Annotated in this window: 18 protein-coding genes; 9 read left to right on the forward strand and 9 right to left on the reverse strand. The window is 66.5% G+C overall.

The genetic code is table 11. The annotated features are described in order from the left end of the window. Window positions 1-112: 112 nt before the first annotated feature. The gene (locus HNW77_RS05745) at window positions 113-1,438 is read left to right on the forward strand and encodes a glycerate kinase type-2 family protein (protein WP_172156040.1); all 1,326 of its coding nucleotides are present in this window, start codon (window positions 113-115) and stop codon (window positions 1,436-1,438) included. 11 nt (window positions 1,439-1,449) lie between these two features. Here HNW77_RS05745 and HNW77_RS05750 read toward each other — a convergent pair whose 3' ends face one another. The 3 genes from HNW77_RS05750 to HNW77_RS05760 all read right to left on the reverse strand — a co-directional run bounded on the left by HNW77_RS05750 (window position 1,450) and on the right by HNW77_RS05760 (window position 4,575). Next, entirely contained in the window at window positions 1,450-1,809 is a 360-nt protein-coding gene (locus tag HNW77_RS05750; RefSeq protein WP_172156042.1) for a hypothetical protein, read from the reverse strand. Window positions 1,810-1,934: 125 nt separating this feature from the next. Continuing rightward, window positions 1,935-2,978, reverse strand: coding sequence for a recombinase RecA (gene recA, locus HNW77_RS05755; RefSeq protein ID WP_078526443.1), 1,044 nt, complete (start codon window positions 2,976-2,978; stop codon window positions 1,935-1,937). A 175-nt stretch (window positions 2,979-3,153) separates the two neighbouring features. Then, entirely contained in the window at window positions 3,154-4,575 is a 1,422-nt protein-coding gene (locus HNW77_RS05760) for a gamma-glutamyltransferase (protein WP_172156044.1), read from the reverse strand. A gap of 247 nt (window positions 4,576-4,822) precedes the next feature. On the opposite strand from HNW77_RS05760, the gene HNW77_RS05765 reads away from it, so the two are divergent. Then, window positions 4,823-5,611 carry a DsbA family protein gene (locus tag HNW77_RS05765; RefSeq protein WP_172156007.1) on the forward strand — a complete coding sequence of 263 codons (789 nt, stop codon included), beginning with the start codon at window positions 4,823-4,825 and terminating at the stop codon, window positions 5,609-5,611. A gap of 107 nt (window positions 5,612-5,718) precedes the next feature. On the opposite strand, the gene hemA is transcribed toward HNW77_RS05765, so the two are convergent. Both hemA and HNW77_RS05775 read right to left on the reverse strand, forming a co-directional pair. After that, the gene (gene hemA, locus HNW77_RS05770) at window positions 5,719-7,020 is read right to left on the reverse strand and encodes a 5-aminolevulinate synthase (RefSeq protein ID WP_172156009.1); all 1,302 of its coding nucleotides are present in this window, start codon (window positions 7,018-7,020) and stop codon (window positions 5,719-5,721) included. 164 nt (window positions 7,021-7,184) lie between these two features. After that, window positions 7,185-7,649, reverse strand: a complete 465-nt coding sequence (locus HNW77_RS05775) for a hypothetical protein (RefSeq protein WP_172156011.1) — start codon at window positions 7,647-7,649, stop codon at window positions 7,185-7,187. Between the two features lie 133 nt (window positions 7,650-7,782). Between HNW77_RS05775 and HNW77_RS05780 the strand changes: the two genes are divergently transcribed. Genes HNW77_RS05780 through HNW77_RS05790 form a run of 3 tightly spaced genes read left to right on the forward strand, consistent with a single transcriptional unit; the run spans window position 7,783 to window position 11,980 of the window. Further along, window positions 7,783-9,702, forward strand: coding sequence for a transketolase-like TK C-terminal-containing protein (locus HNW77_RS05780; RefSeq protein ID WP_172156013.1), 1,920 nt, complete (start codon window positions 7,783-7,785; stop codon window positions 9,700-9,702). Window positions 9,703-9,734: 32 nt separating this feature from the next. Next, window positions 9,735-10,757, forward strand: a complete 1,023-nt coding sequence (gene gap, locus HNW77_RS05785) for a type I glyceraldehyde-3-phosphate dehydrogenase (RefSeq protein WP_172156015.1) — start codon at window positions 9,735-9,737, stop codon at window positions 10,755-10,757. Continuing rightward, entirely contained in the window at window positions 10,757-11,980 is a 1,224-nt protein-coding gene (locus HNW77_RS05790) for a phosphoglycerate kinase (protein ID WP_172156016.1), read from the forward strand. The genes gap and HNW77_RS05790 overlap by 1 nt, the downstream gene beginning before the upstream one ends. 84 nt (window positions 11,981-12,064) lie before the next feature. On the opposite strand, the gene HNW77_RS05795 is transcribed toward HNW77_RS05790, so the two are convergent. From HNW77_RS05795 to HNW77_RS05810, 4 genes are all read right to left on the reverse strand, one after another. Continuing rightward, the gene (locus tag HNW77_RS05795; RefSeq protein ID WP_172156017.1) at window positions 12,065-12,688 is read right to left on the reverse strand and encodes a LysE family transporter; all 624 of its coding nucleotides are present in this window, start codon (window positions 12,686-12,688) and stop codon (window positions 12,065-12,067) included. 44 nt (window positions 12,689-12,732) lie between these two features. Further along, window positions 12,733-13,035, reverse strand: coding sequence for a hypothetical protein (locus HNW77_RS05800; protein ID WP_172156046.1), 303 nt, complete (start codon window positions 13,033-13,035; stop codon window positions 12,733-12,735). A 157-nt stretch (window positions 13,036-13,192) separates the two neighbouring features. After that, window positions 13,193-15,085, reverse strand: a complete 1,893-nt coding sequence (locus tag HNW77_RS05805) for a hypothetical protein (protein ID WP_172156018.1) — start codon at window positions 15,083-15,085, stop codon at window positions 13,193-13,195. Between the two features lie 162 nt (window positions 15,086-15,247). Next, a complete protein-coding gene (locus tag HNW77_RS05810; protein WP_172156019.1) occupies window positions 15,248-15,892 on the reverse strand; it encodes a class I SAM-dependent methyltransferase in 645 nt (214 codons plus the stop codon). 86 nt (window positions 15,893-15,978) lie between these two features. Here HNW77_RS05810 and HNW77_RS05815 point away from each other — a divergent pair, with 86 nt between their 5' ends. The 4 genes from HNW77_RS05815 (at window position 15,979) to ftsY (ending at window position 19,507) form a co-directional block, all read left to right on the forward strand. Beyond that, on the forward strand, window positions 15,979-16,380 hold the full coding sequence (locus tag HNW77_RS05815; protein WP_172156020.1) for a VOC family protein: 402 nt from the start codon (window positions 15,979-15,981) through the stop codon (window positions 16,378-16,380). Between the two features lie 73 nt (window positions 16,381-16,453). Further along, window positions 16,454-17,278 (forward strand): diaminopimelate epimerase, encoded by an 825-nt coding sequence (gene dapF / locus HNW77_RS05820; RefSeq protein WP_172156021.1) that lies wholly within the window; start codon window positions 16,454-16,456, stop codon window positions 17,276-17,278. Beyond that, a complete protein-coding gene (gene mtaB / locus HNW77_RS05825; protein WP_172156022.1) occupies window positions 17,275-18,522 on the forward strand; it encodes a tRNA (N(6)-L-threonylcarbamoyladenosine(37)-C(2))-methylthiotransferase MtaB in 1,248 nt (415 codons plus the stop codon). Before dapF ends, mtaB begins: the two co-directional genes overlap by 4 nt. A gap of 1 nt (window position 18,523) precedes the next feature. Next, window positions 18,524-19,507: a signal recognition particle-docking protein FtsY gene (ftsY, locus tag HNW77_RS05830; RefSeq protein ID WP_172156023.1), complete on the forward strand. Its 984-nt coding sequence runs from the start codon at window positions 18,524-18,526 to the stop codon at window positions 19,505-19,507. Window positions 19,508-19,578 lie beyond the last annotated feature (71 nt).

The following is a 19,578-nucleotide window of genomic DNA, read 5'->3' on the forward strand; positions in this document are numbered from 1 at the left end:
GTGACAATTGTGACACACTGACCGCCCCGGCAGGAATGGTATGGAACACACGCAGCTTCCTGCCCCCTGTTGCGGCTCCATGCCGGATCGCGCCATGACTACGGACACCAAGATGAACGACACGACCATCCACCCGTTCTCCGCCGGGCCGCACCCGGGCACGCCTGCGGACTGGAGCGATGAACGCGCGCGCACCGCCCTGCGCCGCATCCTTGATGCCGCCATCCACAGTGCCATGCCCGACCGGGTGCTGGCCCGCTACCTGCCCGGCAGGCCGAAGGGCCGGTGCGTGGTGGTGGGCGCGGGCAAGGCGGCGGCCTCGATGGCGGCAGCGCTTGAGCGCGCCTGGCCGGATGTGGAGATGAACGGCTGCGTGGTCACGCGTGACGGGCATGCCACCCCCACGCAGCGCATCCGCGTGCTGGAGGCCGCCCACCCCGTGCCCGATGCCCGCAGCGTGGCGGCAGGCCGCGCCATGATGGCGGCAGTGTCCGGGCTGGGGCCTGATGATCTGATCATCGCCCTGATTTCCGGTGGCGGGTCGGCGCTGCTGGAACTGCCCAGACCCGGCGTGACGCTCGATGACCTGCGCGGCATCAACCGCGCCCTGCTGCATAGCGGGGCCAGCATACGCGACATGAACGTGGTGCGCCGCCACCTCTCGGCCATCAAGGGCGGCGGGCTGGCCATGGCGGCCCGGCCCGCCCCGGTCGTGACGCTGGCCATAAGCGACGTGCCGGGTGATGACCTGCTGACCATTGCCAGCGGCCCCACGGTGGAAGACCCCACCACCCCCGCCGATGCCCGCGCCATCCTTGCCCATTACGGCATTGCCCTGCCCGAGGCCGCCCGGATGGTGCTGGAACAGGATGCGGCCCCCACGGTACTGTCGCCCGCCAACCGGGCCACGCTGATCGCAACACCGCTGATGGCGCTCGAAGCCGCGAGCTGCACGGCCCGCGCCTGCGGCCTCACCCCGCTGATTTTGGGCGATGCGCTGGAGGGCGAAAGCCGCGAGGCTGGCACGCTCATGGCCGGAATCGCCCTGTCGGCCCGCCTGCACGACCTGCCCGTGGCGGGGCCTGCCGTGCTGCTTTCAGGCGGCGAGACGACGGTCAGCATCAACCCCGCAGGCCCTGCGCCGGGGCGGGGCGGGCGTAATACCGAGTTCCTGCTTTCCATGGCCTGCACCCTGCAGGGGGCGGCCGGCATCTGGGCCATTGCGGCAGATAGCGATGGCATTGATGGCACCGAGGATGCGGCAGGCGCCATCATCACCCCCGATACGCTGGCCCGCGCCAGGGCCGCGGGCTGCGACCCGCGCGCCACCCTGCGCGCGCATGACAGCTACACGCTGTTCAGGCAGACGGGCGACCTGGTCATGACCGGCCCGACCCTGACCAACGTAAACGACATCCGCGCGGTGCTTGTGCTGTAAGCGCGCTGCCCCTACTTGCCCTGCCTGCCGTAGCTGACCTGCGTGTCGGGCACGACGAAATGCTTGCCATCATCACTGTCAGAGGGGCTGTCATCACCCGCCTGGTTGGGGTCGTAGCCTGAGGAAATCATCTGCATCGCCGCCGCATCAGGGGGGGGATGATAGTCTTCGGTGCCCGCTTCATCACCGGGGCTGGGTGGCCTGGGCAGGTGGCGCGAGAGCGGGCGCAGGGCGTCGCCTGCATGCGTGCCGTGGCGCCCCTCCCACGCGCTGCGCCCGAGCGGGCGGGGGGCTTCATCCACATCGGCCGGATCATTATTGTCGTCATGCCCGCCGCTACAGGCGGCAAGGCAGGCCAGCAATCCGATCATTGCAAGACGTGGTCTCATTCCGGCTGCCCCTGCCCCCCGTTTTTCAGGCCCTGACCCCGGCATGGTACGGGCCATGCCAGAGCGCAGGGACGATAGCCTGTTACAATGGAACAGGCCAAGGGCAATCAGTCCGCCCCTTCCTCATCGGGGCCAACAAGCATGGCTTCGGCCACCACGCCGGCCTGCTCGCGCACGCGGCGCTCGATATCGGCAGCCATTTCGGGGTGGTCGCGCAGGAACTGCTTGGCGTTCTCGCGCCCCTGCCCGATGCGCTGGCTGTCGCATGAGAACCAGGCCCCGGATTTTTCAACAATACCCGCCTTGACGCCAAGGTCGATCAGTTCACCCACCTTGCTGATGCCTTCGCCATACATGATGTCGAACTCGACCTGGCGGAAAGGCGGCGCCATCTTGTTCTTGACCACCTTGACGCGGGTCTGGTTGCCGGTGACCTCGTCCTTGTCCTTGATCGAGCCGATGCGGCGGATGTCCATGCGCACGGAGGCGTAGAACTTCAGCGCGTTGCCGCCCGTCGTCGTCTCGGGGCTGCCGAACATCACGCCAATCTTGAGCCGGATCTGGTTGAGGAAGATCAGCATGGTGTTCGAGCGCGAGACCGAGCCGGTCAGCTTGCGCAAGGCCTGGCTCATGAGGCGGGCATGCAGGCCGACATGGCTGTCGCCCATGTCGCCCTCAAGCTCGGCGCGCGGCACGAGGGCCGCCACGCTATCGACCACCAGCACGTCAATCGCGCCCGAGCGCACCAGCGTGTCGGCAATCTCGAGCGCCTGCTCGCCTGCATCGGGCTGGCTGATCAGCAGGTTGTCCACGTCCACGCCCAGCTTGCGGGCATAGCCGGGGTCAAGCGCGTGCTCGGCATCGATGAAGGCGCAGGTGCCCCCCTTGCGCTGGGCCTCGGCAATGGCATGCAGCGCCATGGTGGTCTTGCCCGAGCTTTCGGGGCCATAAATCTCGACAATGCGGCCACGCGGCAGGCCGCCAATGCCCAGCGCGATATCGAGGCCGAGCGAGCCGGTCGAGATCACGTCCACCTGCTCGGACGGGCGCTCGCCCATGCGCATGATCGAACCCTTGCCGAACGCGCGCTCGATCTGGCTCAATGCCCCTTCCAGGGCCTTGCTTTTATCTATACCCGGAGCCTGTGCCATTGCCTGCCTACCTGCTTCTTGTGGAATGAAACCTTATAACGGGCACCCTGCCCGACCGCGCCAGCCCGCAACAGGGGCGCGACCTGTCCTGCAATATGGAACAAAACAGGATCATTTACAATGGCCCTGTTCCTTTTCCGCCCGAGCTTGAAGGCCGCCGGTCGATGACCGCGCTCTAGCGCGGCCCCATGGCCAGCCCCGCGCCGCGCGGATCGGTCACGGCGGTGCAGGTCGCGCCATCACCGGGCAGCCCGCGCGGGCAGGATATGGCGTTGACACGGCCCTGCGCGGTTACAGGATGGGCATCGGGCGTCTGGCCCGCAAGGAGCTGCCGCATGGCGATGCCGGTTGCCGCTGCCGCGTCGTTCTGCCCCGACCCCGCCACCACCGCGCGGAAGGCACGGCCCTGGCTGGCAATGGCGGCAGCATAAAGCGGCTGCGGCAGGCGCGCGGGCGAGGCGCCAAGCACGATGCCGGTATTGCCCGCCATGCGCCCGGTGCCGAACAGGTTGTCCATGCTCAGGCTGCACGCCACCGCCATGCCGCCGTGGTCAACCACGGCAAACGAGGTGGAAGCCGGCAGCGACGGCAGCCCGCCACCGCCAGCCCCGCCTGCATTGACAAAAGCCTGCGCGCGGGCGGTCAGGTCATCGCCCGTGCCGCTGGCGTGGCTGCCATTCTGCGCCCGCCAGCCCGCAACGCTGGCCTGCGCACGTGTTGCCGCGTCAGATGAGGACGCGGCGCGGAACGCCACGGCAGCACCCAGCCCGCCATCGGCAGGCGGCGGCAGGAAGCTGACCTGCGTCTCGCCACTGCTGAGCGAGAGCGGCAGCCGCTCGGACGGGATGGCCCCGCGCATGTCGGCCATGGCCAGGCCGCCACCGGCCTTCTGGCTGCCCGCAACAAAAGACTGGCCCAGCGCGCCGTTATACAGATCGCCCACGCCCATGCTGCGGATCTGGTCCAGCGCGCCGGAAAGATGGGTCTGCACCAGCGCATCGCCTTCGGCCAGCGCCTTGCCATCCGAGCGGGCGAAGACCGCGCGCACGCCCGCATCAGCCAGCAAAGGCACCTGGACTGCGGCCAGATCGGTGGCAAGCTGGCGGCTGACATTGATGCCATTGGCCGCCAGCGCGATCGCGCCCGGCACCATCTCGGAAAACGCGGCCGAGCCATATTGCAGGTGCATGAGGTAAAGCCCGCGCGCCAGCATGGGCACCGCTGCCGGGCGGTCGGCATGCGGCATGCCCACCCCGTCAACTGTTCCCGCCACGGGCAGGAACATGAAGGCGCGGCCCCCGTTCTGGTCACCCGGGCGGTAGGCCAGGCAGGCGCCCCCCGCGCCAAGCGAGGCCCGCGAAGGCAGGGTCACGGCCAGAGCCAGCCCCATGGCCGTGGCCGCATCCGCCGCATTGCCGCCGCGTTGGAGGATGTCGCGCCCGACCAGCGTGGCCTGCGGCTCATCGGAGGAGACGGTGCCGATCAACTGCCCCGGCGAGGGGCCGAACATGCTCGAGACGATCTTGACGGGCGAATAGTTCTTGAACGCGCAGCCCGTAACTGAAATGGCAAGAACAGCCGAAAGCGCCGTACGCATGTACCGACGGGCGACAGGGGTGATCGACGAATGCTCAGGCACGCAACGCTTCTCCAATGGGCAGGTCGGCTTCATTCCGTTCAACGGCGCGTAACGACCGCGCGATCGTAGCAGACCCTTCACGACTTAGCGGCCTTCCGGGCCATCGGCAACAGGCATGGCGCCCGCACGGCCCCATGGCCCATTTCTTTCCGCTGCCCGATCCTTTACACACCACCCTATCGCGACATGACAACGGAGCAAACCCGTGACCTTTCTTTCGCCACGCCGCAACCGGCCACGCCTGCTGCCCACCCTGCTCGCCACGGGGGCGATGATGGCTGCCACGGCGGGTGCGGGCCGGGCTGCGGAGGCACAGGCCAGTTTCACCCCCGCCCAGCGGCAGGAAATTGTCGAGATCATGCGCAACGCGCTGAAAACCGACCCCACCATCCTGTCCGATGCCATTGCCGCCCTGCGCACCAGCGCCAGTGCCGCCCAGCAGAACGCGGCCCGCTCCGCGCTGGAAAGCCACCGTGGCGACCTGACCACGCCCACCGCAAGCGATGGCGTGCTGGGCAATGCCAAAGGGCAGACCACCGTTGTCGAATTCTATGATCCCCGCTGCCCCTACTGCCGCAAGGTGCTGCCCGACCTCGACCGCCTGACGCGCGAGAACAAGGACCTGCGCATTATTGAAAAGGTCATTCCCGTGCTCGGCCAGCCCAGCCTGATCGCCTCGCAGGCGCTGGTCGCAGCCTTCGTGCAGGGCGGGCAGGAAGGTTATTTCCGCATGCAGGGCGTGGTGATGAACGATTCCGTGCAGCCCACGGTCGAGCGCATGCGCACGCTGGCCACCCAGGCAGGACTGAACGCCACCCAGCTTGTCAGTGACATGAATGGCGCGAAGGTCACATCCATCCTGCAGGCCAACATGGAACTCGCGCGCGCGATCGGGCTCGATGGCACGCCCACCTTCGTGTTCAACGCCCGCCAGATCATTCCCGGCGCCGTCAGCTACGATGACCTGAAGAAGGCCATCGCGCAGAATCATTAAGGAAACAAAGGTTTCCGGGCGCCGCCTTTTTTCAAAAAGACAGCGCCCTCCCGAAGCTTTTTGAAAAAAGCTTCACCAAAAACTGCTATTCTTTACAGGGCGCAGTTTCAGGCCATGGCCACGGCGGAGGCCTCGGCCAGGTCATTGACCCGCAGCAGCTTGCCCAGAGCGGCCACCATCTCGTCCATCATCGCATCGGTATGGCGCGGCCCCGGCGTCAGGCGCAGCCGTTCCGTGCCACGCGGCACGGTGGGGTAGTTGATGGGGGTGGTGTACATGCCGTAGTCATTGAGCAGCCGGTCGCTCAGTTCGCGGCAGCGCCGCGCATCGCCCACGGGGATGGGCACGATGTGGCTCGGCGTCATGTTGAACGGAATGCCCGCCGCCCGGAGCTTGGCGCGGAAGGTGTCGACACGCTCGAAAATGCGCTCGCGCCGCCAGTTATCCTTGCGCACCTGCTTCACGCTGGCCAGCGCCGCCGCCACGACCGCAGGCGGCAGCGCGGTGGTGAAGATGAAGCCCGAGGCCGTCAGCCGCAGATATTCCACGATATTGCTCGAGGCGGTGATGTAGCCGCCATGCACGCCAAAGCCCTTGGCCAGCGTGCCCTCGATGATGTCCACCTGGTCGGCCACGCCATCGCGCTGCGACACGCCGCCACCCTGCGCGCCGTACAGGCCCACGGCATGCACTTCATCAAGGTAGGTCATGGCGCCGTATTTGCGGGCCAGGGCGCAGGTGCCCGCGATGTCGGCAATATCGCCATCCATCGAATACACGCTCTCGAACGCGATCAGCTTGGACGCATCCTTGGGGGCCGCGGCCAGCCTGGCTTCAAGATCGGCCAGGTCGTTATGCTCGAAAATGACCGTGCTCGACCCGCGCGCGCCCTTGATGCCCGCAATCATGGAGGCATGGTTCAGCCGGTCGGAAAAGCAGATCCAGCCGGGCATGCTTGTAAGGATGGTCTGGAGCGAGGCCTGGTTCGACACGTAGCCCGAGCCGAACAGCAGCCCCGCTTCCTTGCCATGCAGGTCGGCCAGTTCCGCCTCCAGCGCGGTATGCACCGGGCTCGTGCCCGCGATGTTGCGCGTGCCGCCCGCGCCTGCCCCGTGCTCATGGATGGCGCGGATCGCGGCCTCGGTTACAACCGGCTCGACCCCCATGCCAAGGTAATCATTGGAGGACCAGACCACGACCTCCCGGTCTTCTGGGCAGGCGGGCGTGGACGGCGTGGCCTCGGTCTCGGGCTGTTCGTAGAGCGGGTAGCGATCGGCCAGCCGTGCCAGGGGCGTAAACTGCCGGTATCGCCCCTGGGCGCGAATGTCCTCGAGCGCCGTCTGGCAGAACCGGAAAAACGGATGCCCATCCACATGATTACTGGACACTGCTGGTTTTCTCCATGGCATACCCCGATCGTGTTTACGGGGCCTTCATTCATTACGCCCACCGTGCGGGGTGGCCCGAGCCGGGGGGTGAAACCACCCCTCATCGGCGCCAGGGCTGGCGGTTAACCACCGGCGACAGCGCCTTTATGGCATGACGGGGGCGGAAATTGCAAAACCGCATTGAACTACTCGACGTAAATGCAGACCTGCGTTGCGCTGCCGGGGGGGACACCGCGGGCATCCATCTCGGTCTGGGCGGTGCCTGCGCCCGCATCGATCACCGCCTGCAGCACCGGCTGGCCGTACGTATCCACCGCCGCCTTCATGTCCGGCACGCCGCTGGCGGCCCCGGCCGGCACGTTGACCACGATGGTGAACAGCGCGTTGGGCTTGCGCGAGAGCGCATCGGCCACGGCGGCCCTGACCGCGGGCTGCCACTGCGCAGGCGGCGTGCCCGCCACGATGGTGACAAGCGGCGGCGCCGCGATGGTCGGCACCGCGGGCACCGGAGCGGCGGGCAGGCTGGGCGGATCGCCCGCGTGGCGGTTGAAGGTTTTCTGGCTGAGCAGCCGGCATCCGCCCATGGCTGGCAGGCACAGGGCCGCCACCACAAGGGCACGGCGGGCGAAGCGGGGGGACGGACGGGGCATGACCCGCTACAGATACAGTATCCACCCCGCCGGGCATAGGGGCGCGTGCAGCAATGTTGCCGCGGGGCACCGGGCGCAGTAACAGTACTCCACCGGCTCCGACCGATCATTCCTGCTCCATGGACGACGCCGCATGCCCGAAGACCAAGCCAGCGTGATCTCCCCGCCCCCGTCTCCCGCCGCCCCTTCCATGCCCGAGCGGCTGGCGACGGCGATCCGCCATGCCATCGGCGTGCATGAAACCGACCGGCGGCATGCCCCGCATGCCCGGGTCATGGCCGGGTTTTGCGCGGTGCTGTGGAGTCGCTTCCTGCGCTTCGACCCGGCCAGCCCCGACTGGCCGGACCGTGACCGCCTGGTCATCTCCTCGCCGCGCTACCGGGTGCTGCCGCGCATCATGGCCGAACTGTCGGGCCAGGTCGTACGCCCCGACACGCCTGCCGCGACCGACCGGCAGGCCTGCGGCCCCAACGGGCAGGGGCTGGGGGCGGCGATCGGCATGGCGCTGGCCGAGCAGAAGCTGGCCGCCCGCTTTGGCCGCTCGGTGGTCAACCACCGCGTGTGGGCGCTGGGGTGCTGGAGCGAGCTTTCCACCGGCGTTGCGCTGGAAAGTGCGGCCCTGGCGGGCCAACTCGGCCTTGACCGCGTCACCCTGGTGGTGGGCCTGTGGAACAGCGAGCGCGATGAGGTGGACACCATCCTGCCGCGCTACAGCGCATCGGGCTGGTCGGTGCGCAAGGTCGATGCAGGCAATACCGAACAGATCGCCACGGCCATCGCCTCCGCCCAGCGCACGCACAAGCCGTGCCTGATCGCGTGCATCGCCGCGCCCGAGACCGACCCGCCGCAGCCCTTTGTCGATGATCCGGGCCTGTGGGCGGGCGCGGCGCGGCGGGGGGCGAGCGCGCGGCGCTCGTGGCTGCGCCGCCTGTTCAAGGACCGGCAGAAAGCCGAGTTCGAGCGCATGGCGCGCAACCAGCGCCCCGCCTTCTGGCAGCCTGACTGGCAGCGTTCATGGCGCGAGCACGGCGCGCTGCTGGCCCGCGCCTCGGCTGCCTTCTCGGCGCGGCGCGGGCTCGAAACCCTGCATGAACTGCTGCCCGAACTGACCTGCCTGCGCTCGCGCCAGGGCATGATGCCCGATTTTTCCGCCCTGCGGCGCAGCAGCGGCGAGCCCGACCTTTCATGCGGCACGCAGGTGCATGGCATGGCCGCCCTGCTCAACGGCATTGCGCTGCATGACGGGCTGCTGGCCTTTGGCGCCACCACCATCATCGCGGTGGACCGCATGCGCCCCGCCCTGCGCTACGCCGCCATGACCGGCCAGCAGGTGATCTACCTGCTCAGCGATGACGAGCTGCCACGCGGCGAGAACGCGGGCGGCTGGCAGCCCGTCGAGCAGTTGGCCAGCCTGCGCGCCATGCCCAACATGGCGCTGTTCCGCCCCGCCGACCACCGCGAGACCATGGAATGCATGGAACTGGCCCTGCGGCGCACGACCGGGCCAAGCCTGCTGGTGCTGGAAGCCGCTCCTTCGACCGCCGCCGCCGTGCCCGAGCGCGAACAGCATGGCCTGACCAACCTGTGCGCGCGCGGCGGCTATGTGCTGGCCGAAGCCGAAGGCCCACGGCAGGTCACGCTGGTGGCCACGGGGCACGAGGCCATCGTGGCGCTGGCGGCGCGCGCGCTGCTGCACGCGGCAGGCATCGGGGCGGCGGTTGTATCACTTCCGTGCTGGGAACTGTTCGCCGCCCAAAAAATGACGTATCGTGCTGCCGTGCTGGGAACAGCGCCCCGGATCGGAATCGAGGCCGCATCGGGTTTTGGATGGGATCGCTGGCTTGGGCCGGGCGGGCTGTTCGTGGGCATTGACGGGTTCGGGGCCTCCCCCACGCCTGACCGGCCCGACGGCCCGGCCGACATCACGCCGGAGCGGATCTGCCGCGACGCCATGCGGCTGCTCCGCCCCCATGCCGGAACCACGATGGAAACCGCGGGAGGAAACGGCGCGCCTCCACCATCCGGGCTGGCATCGCTCGATGCCAGTGTGTGAACATGTCTGACCCTTACGGAGATAATAAGAACATGGCTGTTAAAGTCGCAATAAACGGTTTTGGTCGCATCGGTCGCCTCGTGCTGCGCGGCATCATTGAAAGCGGGCGCACCGACGTGGTGCCCGTCGCCATCAATGACCTGGGCAGCGTGGCCGACAACGCACACCTGCTGTCCTATGACAGCGTGCACGGGCGCTTCCCCGCCGAGGTGAAGGTGGAGGGCAACCAGATCATCATCACGGCCAATGGCCGCACCTACGCCCCCATCACCGTCTCGGCCGAGGCCGACCCCACGAAGGTGCCCTTCAAGGGCGTGGACGTGGCCCTTGAATGCACCGGCCGCTTTACCGACAAGGAAAAGGCCGCCCAGCTGATTACCGCAGGTGCGCGCAAGGTGATCGTGTCCGCCCCGGCATCGGGCGTGGACGCCACCATCGTCTATGGCGTGAACCAGGACGTGCTGACGCCGGACATGACCGTCATCTCCAATGCCTCATGCACCACCAACTGCCTTGCCCCGGTGGCCAAGGTGCTTGATGACACGTTCGGCATCGAATGTGGCTACATGGTCACCATCCACTCCTATACCGGCGACCAGCGCACGGTGGACACGCTGCACAAGGATCTGCGCCGCGCGCGTGGCGCCGCCCTGAACATGATCCCGACCTCCACCGGGGCCGCGCGCGCCGTGGGGCTGGTGCTGCCGCACCTCAAGGGCAAGCTCGATGGCACCGCCATCCGCGTGCCGACCCCCAACGTGTCACTCGTCTCGCTTGATTTCGTGCCCAAGAAGGCCCCGGCCTCGGTGGAGGAAGTCAACGAGGCCATGCGCAAGGCCGCCGAGTCGGGCCCGCTCAAGGGCATTCTCGCCTACAGCACGGCGCCGCTGGTCAGCACCGATTTCAACCACTCGCCCGCCTCCTCCAGCTTCGATGCCACCCAGACGGCGGTGATCGATGGCGGCAGGCTGGTGCGCATCTGCAGCTGGTACGACAATGAGTGGGGCTTCTCCAACCGCATGGCCGACACCGCCGCCGTGTTCGGGGCCCTGTAATGGGAGCGGCAAGCTTCAAGACGCTCGATGACCTTGATGCCACGGGCAAGAAGGTCCTCCTGCGCGCTGATCTGAACGTGCCGGTGCGCAACGCCCAGATCACCGATGCAACCCGCATCCTGCGCCTGCTGCCCACCATCCAGGAACTGGCCCAGAAGGGGGCGAAGGTGATTGTGGTCAGTCACTTCGACCGCCCCAAGGGCAAGCCGGTGCCTGAAATGTCGCTCGGCCCCATTGCCGACGCGCTTGGCGATGCGCTCGGCCGCCCGGTCACCTTTGTCGATGACTGCACCGGCCCCAAGGTGCAGCAGGCCGTGGACGCCATGCAGGATGGCGACGTGGTGGTACTCGAAAACACCCGCTTCTACCCCGGCGAGGAGCAGAACGACCCGGCCCTGGCCAAGGAATTCGCGGCACTGGCGGATTATTACGTCAATGATGCGTTCTCCGCCGCCCACCGCGCCCATGCCTCGACCGAGGGCGTGGCCCGCCTGCTGCCCTCCTTTGCAGGCCGCCTGATGGAGACGGAACTCAACGCGCTCAACATCGCGCTTGAGAACCCTGCCCGCCCGGTGGGTGCGATCGTGGGCGGGGCCAAGATCTCGACCAAGCTCGACCTGATCGGCAACCTGCTTGAAAAGGTGGACATGCTGATCATTGGCGGCGCCATGGCCAACACCTTCCTCGCCGCACAGGGCGTGGATGTGGGCCGCTCGCTGCAGGAGGCCGAGATGCACGACACCGCGCGTGCCATCATGGCCAAGGCGAAGGAAAAGAACTGCGCCATCATCCTGCCGGTTGATGTCGTGACGGCAACCGACTTCAGGGCGGACGTGCCCACGCGCACGGTGCCGGTCGGCGCCATCCCGGCGGATGCCATGGCGCTCGACGTGGGACCGGAGACGGTCAGGCTGATCAACGAGAAGCTTGCCACGCTCAAAACGCTGGTCTGGAACGGCCCGCTGGGCGCGTTCGAGATCACGCCCTTCGATACGGCCACCAATGAAGTGGCGCGCGAGGTCGCGCGCCTGACCGATGCGGGCGCACTCAAGAGCATTGCAGGCGGTGGCGATACGGTCTCCGCCCTGCGCCATGCAGGCGTGGAGAAGCATATCTCCTACATCTCGAGTGCTGGCGGCGCCTTCCTTGAATGGCTGGAGGGCAAGACCCTGCCCGGCATCATGGCGCTTGAAAGCGTGTTTGAACGGGCCATGCCCATCTGACCGGCCACGCCGTTACGTGCAGGAAGGGACCATCGCCAGATGGTCCCTTTTTTCATGCGCGCCCTGCCTTTTTCAAACGGCCGTTCAGTGCCGCGACAGGCCCAGCCTCAGCCCGAAGCCGATAAAGATGCTGCCGGTCAGCCGATCCATCAGGCGTGCCGTCGCCCCCTGGCGCAGCAGGCGTGCAAGGGAATGCCCCATGCAGGCCACCACCACCAGCCAGAGCAGGCTCACCCCCGCCTGCACGCCCGAGAGCACGAACAGATAGGGCCCGACCCGCACATGCGCCGGCACGAATTGCGGCAGGAAGGAAATATAGAAGACGCCAATCTTGGGATTGAGCAGATTCTGGCACAGCCCACGCAGGAAATGGCCCCGTGGCGGCCCGCGCCGGACGGTCTCAGCGGCCAGCATGTCACTACGGGGCCACAGCAACATTCTCACGCCAGCCCATAACAGATAGGCCGCGCCACAGACACGGATCATATCAAACGCCAGACGCGAGGCCGCAAGCAGCGCCCCCAGCCCGGTTGCTGCGGCCACACCCCACGCCAGGCAGCCACAGGCGATGCCCAGGGCGGTTTCCACCCCCTTTGCCCGCCCATCCCGCGAGGCGGTGCGCAGCACGAGCGCCGTATCCAGACCGGGGGTTAACGCCAGAATGAGGGCCGCAAGCGCAAAGGAAAGAAAGGATTGCGAAACCGTCACGCTGGTCTTCCTCACGCCATCGGGGCTGGAATTCCGGCTACCGCCTAGCGGTTGTCGGGGTTGGTATCCACGCGCACGGCCTTGCCGGTGCGGTCGTAATACAGCACGGCGGTGCCGCGCTTCTCGGCATAGCCATCAGGCTCGCCGGTGGGGGTCCAGAACAACAGGCGCTTCAGGTCAGGCTGTTCCTTGATCCGGTCCCCCTTGGGGATGAAGCGGTACTGGCTGTAATCCATGTGCAGGGTAGGCAGCGGCGGCTTTTTGGAAAGCTGGTGCATGGTGGCATGGCGCTGCGAGGCCTCGCCGGGGTCTTCATTGCCTGCATCGGCATGGCCGCCCTCCGCCATGGCCACACCTGGCGCGACAGCAGCGCCCAGCCACGCCGCAAGGACCAAGTGCCGTAACCTGATAGACATGAGCGCAGGCCTTTCCGTTCTTCCCGATTGCGGGGCCACCATCCCCTTTTTCCCGGCCAGACGCAATATCCGCCGTGGCACGCCTGCCTTACTGGAAAGGCAGGTAGCGGAAATCGAAGAAGATCTCGCTCAGGCTGGTCGTGGGCGCGCCCCCCATGCCGCCCCATGTATGCACCCGCGAATAGGCCAGCTGCGTGCCGGCCTGCACCGTGCCGTACTGGCCGTGGATGAAGCGGTACCATGCCCCGATGGTGAACTCCTCCACCGAGCGGATGTTGGCGGTGCAGCCGCCGAGTGCCGCGGAGTTGAGATCCGAGCCTTCGGTCATGCAGCCCGTATTATCGGCATTGGGATTGCCGTAACCATAGCTGCCGCCATCTTCATCAAAATAACTGCGGCCCGAGCGCTGCATGCCAAAATAGCCATACACGTCGATCACCTTGTTGGGGTGCGCGATCACGCCTGCCGTGGTCTGCGCGCTTGAAAGCAGGGCGGGCGCGCCATTGGCGCGCAGCGTGGCATCAGGCAGCAGCACCGAGCCGTAGCGGCCAATGCCCTTGCCCGCCAGCCCTGCCAGCCGCACTTCCAGCCGGTGCGGAATGACCGGCAGGATCATTGAGCCCCCTACCCCCCAGGCAATGGCGGTATGGTTCTCGCCCACGCCATTGATGACCGAACGGTCATGCGGGAAGTGGACCACGCCCTCGACCTCGTAATGGCCCCATGCGGGGTCCCATGCCAGCTTGCCGATGATGTCGGGCGCGATCTCGTTGGAATAGTTGGTGGTCGCACTGCTCAGCCCCACGCCGTTCGAGCCGAGCTTGGCGTAGCCGCCATTGGCCAGGCTGTATTCCCCGTTGTCGCCCGCGGCGGAGAAGCCGGTGGTGTCATAGATGGTGGCGGGGTTCTCGATCGACAGGCCGGTCCACAGGCGGTGCTTGAGGAAGTCCTTGACGATGCGCACCTGCCACTGCCGCGACCAGGTCTGGCCCGCGAGGATGGAGGATTCGATCGTTTCGGGCAGGCTTTCCTGGCGGGGCACGATGCCCACGCGGTCGGGCGTGAGCATGGTCCAGGCCTGGCCGATGAGGAAATGCGTGTTCGCACGCGAATCATCCAGCGTCAGGTAAGCCTGCCGCAGCCGGGGCACGTAGGAATTGCTCTCGTACGGGTTGGTGGTCTCGGCGCTTGCGCCAAAATCGGTTTCCACAAAGCCCGCCACGGTCAGGTGCGGGTTGAGCTGCCCGCGCGCCATGAGCGAAAAGCGCGAATACCGCGCATCGCCATTGAAGTTGGTGGTGTGGAAGTTCGAGCTGTCGCGGAAGGGGATGGCGTTCCAGTAGTTGAAGATGCCCGATGACACCTGCCGGTTCTCGACCAGCGCCGCCGCATCGAAAAACCCGCCAAGGATGATGGCCACCGGGCCAAGATGGAATACCTTGCTGCCCAGCGCACCCGCCGACTGCGCGCCCACCGTCTCACGGTTATGGGGGCCGACATTATTGTTGGCCATGTGCGAGATCAGGTCTTCCTCGCGGTGCGCCACCACGGATTCAACCGTGGGCTGGTCGCCAAGCTCGGAGGTGGGATCGGAATAGCCGCCAATATGGGGGCGGCCCACGCGCTCGCCGCCCGCCACCGCCGCCCGCTGCGGTGCATGGCCTTCCACCGGCACCCAGCCGCCGCGCACATGCCCGCCCGAGCCGGTGACCTCAAGCGGGTGGCCCGCGCCACCGCTGCCCGCAGCCGACGTGCCGCCAAGGCGGGCGCGGTGCTGGGCTATCTGCTGGTGCATGGCGGCAAGCTCATTTTGCAGGGCCTGCTGCTGCTCCTGCAGGTGGGCCATCTGGCGCTCCATGACATCCAGCGATTCGGGGTCCTCATCGCCCCATGCGGCAGCCACGGGCACCAGAACGGAACACAGCATGAGCAGGCTGGCCAGACGGGCAGCGGGCTTGCCGGAGAGGAACGGAATCTGCATGTATCGCCAGGAGGCCCCAGAACAGGTTTAAGACAGGATGTGACAAAACATGTCTGGCAGGCCGGGTAAATGATAATTTGTTTTAATAAGCCATGATCCGCCGCGCCGTGCTGTTTGTGCCACGCGCATCATGGCGGAATATGGCCGCCCCGGCAGCCAATGTTACAAAATGTCAGGGCGGCGGGCGGTGAGCGCCGTGACCGCGTCCTTCCAGAACATATCCTCCGGCGCGGGGGTCACGCTGCCGGTATCCACCGGGCCAAACCCCGCGCGTTGCAACAGCACGCCAAGCATGCGCCCCCGGTCATCGGGTTCGAGCGCCTGCCACAGCGCCGTGGCCTTCTGCGGTATGAAGCGCGCACCATAGGTAATGATGACCAGCCCGCCGGGTTGCAGCACGCGGGCGACTTCACGCAGCACCTGTACCGGCTGGCGCAGGTAGGGCACCACATCGCACAAAAGGGCGGCATCCATGCTTTCATCGGCAAGCGGCAGGTCCGGGGTTTCGTTGATGTCCTCCACCACGCGGTCGGTCAGGCGGGTGTTGGCATCAAGCGCCTGCGCGTTCACGCCAATGCCGATCACGCTGTCAAATTCCATGTCGGGCGGCAGGTGGCTGTCGGGGCCTGCCATCAGGTCGAGAATGTTGCCATCCTCGGGCAGGAGCGTGCGATACAGCGCAGTGATGGCTGTCTGCGCGCCCTGGTCAAACTGGGGGCCGGTGGGCCTGCGCGAATAGAACAGCGTATCGGACTCAGAAGAGGCGACGGTGAAGGAATGCGGGTGGAACCCGTGCAGGTCGTTCATGAATGTGCCAGACAGTGCAGGTGTAACAATGCGATACGGGGTGGGCGTATCACGCCCCGTGCCGTGGAGAACAGGAGAAAAGCCGAATGGCCCGTATGATCCATTCCATGATCCGCGTGCTTGATGAAGCCGCGAGCCTTGCCTTCTATGAAACCGCCTTCGGCCTGACCGTGGCCGACCGGCTTGTTTTTGATACCTTCAGCCTTATCTACCTGTCGAATGATGAACAGACATTCGAACTGGAACTGACCGTAAACCACGGCCGCACCAAGCCCTATGACCTTGGCGACGGCTATGGGCACCTTGCCGTATCGGTCGCCGACGTCGATGCCGAGCATGCCCGGCTGACGCAGGCCGGCCTTGCCCCGCTGGCGGTAAAGGACATGGCGTGTGGCGAGCGGTTCGTGGGAAGGTTCTTCTTCATCACCGACCCCGATGGCTACAGGATCGAGGTGCTCCAGCGCGGAAAGCCGGGGCGTTTTATCTGATCGGGCTTGCAAGCGGGCGCGGGCGGTGCCATCCCGCTCGCATAAAGGGGTGGCGAACCGCTATACAGGACGGATGATGACCGGTTTTTTGAAAATGCACGGGCTGGGCAATGATTTTGTGGTGGTCGATGAGCGCACGCAGCGCCATGACCTCACGCCTGCCCGCATTGCCGCCCTGTCCGACCGGCACACTGGCATTGGCTGCGACCAGTTCGTGATCCTGCGCCCGGCCTGTGCCGCAGGTGCTGATGTGTTCGTGCGCTTTTTCAACGCCGACGGCTCGGAATCCGGTGCCTGTGGCAATGCCTCGCGCTGTGTTGCCGACCTTGTGGCGCGTGAAAGCGGCCATACGCAGGTCGGGCTCCAGACGCGCGCGGGCGTGCTGCCTGCCACGATCATCCGCCCCGGCGTAGTCACGGTCGATATGGGCGTGCCGGCGCAGGGCTGGGAAGATGTGCCGTTGGCCGAAGCCATGGACACGCTGCACCTGCCCATTGCGGGCAATCCTGCGGCAGTCTCGATGGGCAACCCGCATGCGACCTTCTTCCTGCCCGCCCCCGATGCGCTGGACCCGTGCATGGCGGGGCCGGAACTCGAGCACCACCCGCTCTTTCCCCAGCGCGCCAATATCGGCTTTGCCCATGTCACCGCACCGGCCGCCATGCGCCTGCGCGTGTGGGAGCGTGGCAGCGGGCTGACGCGGGCCTGTGGCTCGGGTGCATGTGCCGCCGTGGTCAACGCCATCCGCCGCGGGCTGGTGGAACGCAGTTGCACGGTGGCGATGGATGGCGGCGAACTGAACATTACGTGGCGCGAGGCGGACGGCCACGTGCTCATGACCGGTCCCGCCGTGACCAGCTTTACGGGCCAGTTCAACCCTGAAGATTATCCACGATGACCAAGCCCGAAATCCTCACCTTCGGCTGTCGCCTCAACACCTATGAAAGCGAGGTGATGCGCAGCCACGCCGCCGGGCTGGACAATGTGGTGATCGTGAACACCTGCGCCGTCACGGGCGAAGCCGAGCGCCAGGCGCGGCAGGCCGTACGCCGTGCCCACCGTGAGCGGCCCGATGCGCGCATCGTGGTAACCGGTTGCGCCGCCCAGATCGACCCCGCGCGCTGGGCCGCCCTGCCCGGCGTGACCCGCGTGCTGGGCAACCGCGAGAAGCTGGAAGCCGCAAGCTGGAGCGAGATGGCGCTGGGCGAAGGCCATGCCGTGTCCGACATCATGGCCGCGCGTGAGACCGCACCGCATCTGGTGACCGAATTTGCCGGGCGCACCCGCGCGTTTGTCGAGGTGCAGCAGGGCTGCGACCATCGCTGCACCTTCTGCATCATTCCCTTTGGCCGCGGCCCGTCGCGCTCGGTGCCGGTCGGCGCGGTGGTGGAGCAGGTGCGCGCCCTTGTGCAGTCCGGCTACCGCGAGGTGGTACTGACGGGCGTGGATATTACCTCATGGGGGCATGACCTGCCGGGCAAGCCGCTTTTGGGCCAGTTGTGCCGCAGGCTGCTGGCGCTGGTGCCCGAACTCGAGCGGCTGCGCCTGTCCTCGGTTGATCCGGTGGAGATTGACGAGGATATCTGGAAGCTGCTCGAATCCGAGCCGCGCTTCATGCCCTACCTGCACCTGTCTTTGCAGGCGGGCAGCGACATCATCCTCAAGCGCATGAAGCGCCGCCACCTTACGGCCGATGCCGCCGCCGTCGTGGCGCGGGCGCGGGCGCTCAGACCCGATATCGGCATCGGGGCGGACATCATCGCAGGCTTCCCGACCGAGGATGAGGCGCTGTTTGAACAGACACTCGAATTCGTGCACGCACACGCCCTGCCCTACCTGCATGTGTTTCCCTATAGTGAGCGGCCCGGCACGCCAGCGGCCCGCATGCCCGCCATTGCGGTGCCCGCGCGCAAGGAGCGCGCGGCCCGCCTGCGCGCAGCAGGGGCACAGGCGGCACGCGACTTTCATGAACGCCTGCGCGGGCGCACCCTGCGCGTGCTGATGGAAACGGACATGGCGGGACACTCCGAGGAATTCGCGCCGGTCAGGCTGGCTGATGGCGCGGTATCCGCAGCGGGGCGGATCGAGACGGTGCGCCCGGTGGCGGTTGACGATAACGGACTGGTGGCGGAAATTCTCTGATATGGCTCTTGGCTTCTTTTCACGTCTCAAGGCGGGGCTTTCGCGCTCCACGCAGAAACTCAGCGGCGGGCTGAGCGCCGTCTTTACCCGGCGCAAGCTTGATGACCAGGCGCTCGAAGACCTGGAAGACCTGCTGATCTCCGCCGATCTTGGCCCCAGCGTTGCGGGCAAGGTGATCGAGTCCTTCCGCCGCTCCAAATTCGGCAAGGAAGTAACGGACGAGGAAGTGCGCCAGGCTCTGGCCGAGGAAATTGCCACAATCCTGCAACCCGTCGCCATTCCCTTCGAGCCTGACCCCAGGCACAAGCCGCATGTGGTGCTGGTGGTGGGCGTGAACGGCACCGGCAAGACCACCACCATCGGCAAGATGGCCCGCTATTATGGCGAGCAGGGCAAGAAGGTGATGATGGTGGCGGGCGATACCTTCCGCGCTGCCGCAGTCGAGCAGCTTCAGGTCTGGGGCGAGCGCACCGGCGTGCCGGTGATTGCGGGCAAGCCCAATGCCGATGCGGCGGGGCTGGCGTTCGAGGCGCTCAAGCGCGCCACGGCGGAGGGTGCCGACCTGCTTTTAGTCGATACCGCGGGCCGCCTGCACAACAAGAGCGCGCTGATGGAGGAATTGGCCAAGATCATCCGCGTCATGCGCAAGTTTGATGAAACCGCGCCCCATTCCGTGCTGCTGGTGCTTGATGCCACCACCGGGCAGAACGCGCTGGAGCAGGTGCGGGTGTTCAAGGAACTGGTCAACGTGACCGGGCTTGTGGTGACCAAACTCGATGGCTCGGCGCGCGGCGGCATTGTGGTGGCCCTGGCCGATGCGTTCGGCCTGCCGGTGCACCTGGTGGGCGTGGGCGAACAGGCGGAGGATCTGCGCCCCTTCTCCGCCGAGGCCTTTGCAAAAGGGCTGGTGGGGGATTCCATCAAGGTGGTTGAACGTGACGATGCGACCGCCACCGCAGCGGGCGAGACGCCCGAAGCCGAGTAATCTTGCGGGGGTGACAGAAAAAGGGTTTTGGGTGCCGCCATTTTGCAAGATGGCGGCGTTCCTTGAAGCTT

Origin of the sequence: Komagataeibacter melomenusus (assembly GCF_013155395.1) — a bacterium.
In the GTDB taxonomy this organism is placed as follows: Bacteria; Pseudomonadota; Alphaproteobacteria; order Acetobacterales; family Acetobacteraceae; genus Komagataeibacter; species Komagataeibacter melomenusus.

Excerpts from the sequence above, each read along its gene's own strand:
- ftsY (WP_172156023.1), top strand. The coding sequence starts at position 18,524 with ATGGCTCTTGGCTTCTTTTCACGTCTCAAGGCGGGGCTTTCGCGCTCC.
- dapF (WP_172156021.1), top strand. The coding sequence starts at position 16,454 with ATGATGACCGGTTTTTTGAAAATGCACGGGCTGGGCAATGATTTTGTG.
- HNW77_RS05810 (WP_172156019.1), bottom strand. The coding sequence starts at position 15,892 with ATGAACGACCTGCACGGGTTCCACCCGCATTCCTTCACCGTCGCCTCT.
- HNW77_RS05815 (WP_172156020.1), top strand. The coding sequence starts at position 15,979 with ATGGCCCGTATGATCCATTCCATGATCCGCGTGCTTGATGAAGCCGCG.
- HNW77_RS05760 (WP_172156044.1), bottom strand. The coding sequence starts at position 4,575 with ATGCGTACGGCGCTTTCGGCTGTTCTTGCCATTTCAGTTACGGGCTGC.
- HNW77_RS05790 (WP_172156016.1), top strand. The coding sequence starts at position 10,757 with ATGGGAGCGGCAAGCTTCAAGACGCTCGATGACCTTGATGCCACGGGC.
- recA (WP_078526443.1), bottom strand. The coding sequence starts at position 2,978 with ATGGCACAGGCTCCGGGTATAGATAAAAGCAAGGCCCTGGAAGGGGCA.
- HNW77_RS05800 (WP_172156046.1), bottom strand. The coding sequence starts at position 13,035 with ATGGCGGAGGGCGGCCATGCCGATGCAGGCAATGAAGACCCCGGCGAG.
- mtaB (WP_172156022.1), top strand. The coding sequence starts at position 17,275 with ATGACCAAGCCCGAAATCCTCACCTTCGGCTGTCGCCTCAACACCTAT.
- HNW77_RS05775 (WP_172156011.1), bottom strand. The coding sequence starts at position 7,649 with ATGCCCCGTCCGTCCCCCCGCTTCGCCCGCCGTGCCCTTGTGGTGGCG.
- hemA (WP_172156009.1), bottom strand. The coding sequence starts at position 7,020 with ATGCCATGGAGAAAACCAGCAGTGTCCAGTAATCATGTGGATGGGCAT.
- HNW77_RS05805 (WP_172156018.1), bottom strand. The coding sequence starts at position 15,085 with ATGCAGATTCCGTTCCTCTCCGGCAAGCCCGCTGCCCGTCTGGCCAGC.
- gap (WP_172156015.1), top strand. The coding sequence starts at position 9,735 with ATGGCTGTTAAAGTCGCAATAAACGGTTTTGGTCGCATCGGTCGCCTC.
- HNW77_RS05750 (WP_172156042.1), bottom strand. The coding sequence starts at position 1,809 with ATGATCGGATTGCTGGCCTGCCTTGCCGCCTGTAGCGGCGGGCATGAC.
- HNW77_RS05780 (WP_172156013.1), top strand. The coding sequence starts at position 7,783 with ATGCCCGAAGACCAAGCCAGCGTGATCTCCCCGCCCCCGTCTCCCGCC.
- HNW77_RS05745 (WP_172156040.1), top strand. The coding sequence starts at position 113 with ATGAACGACACGACCATCCACCCGTTCTCCGCCGGGCCGCACCCGGGC.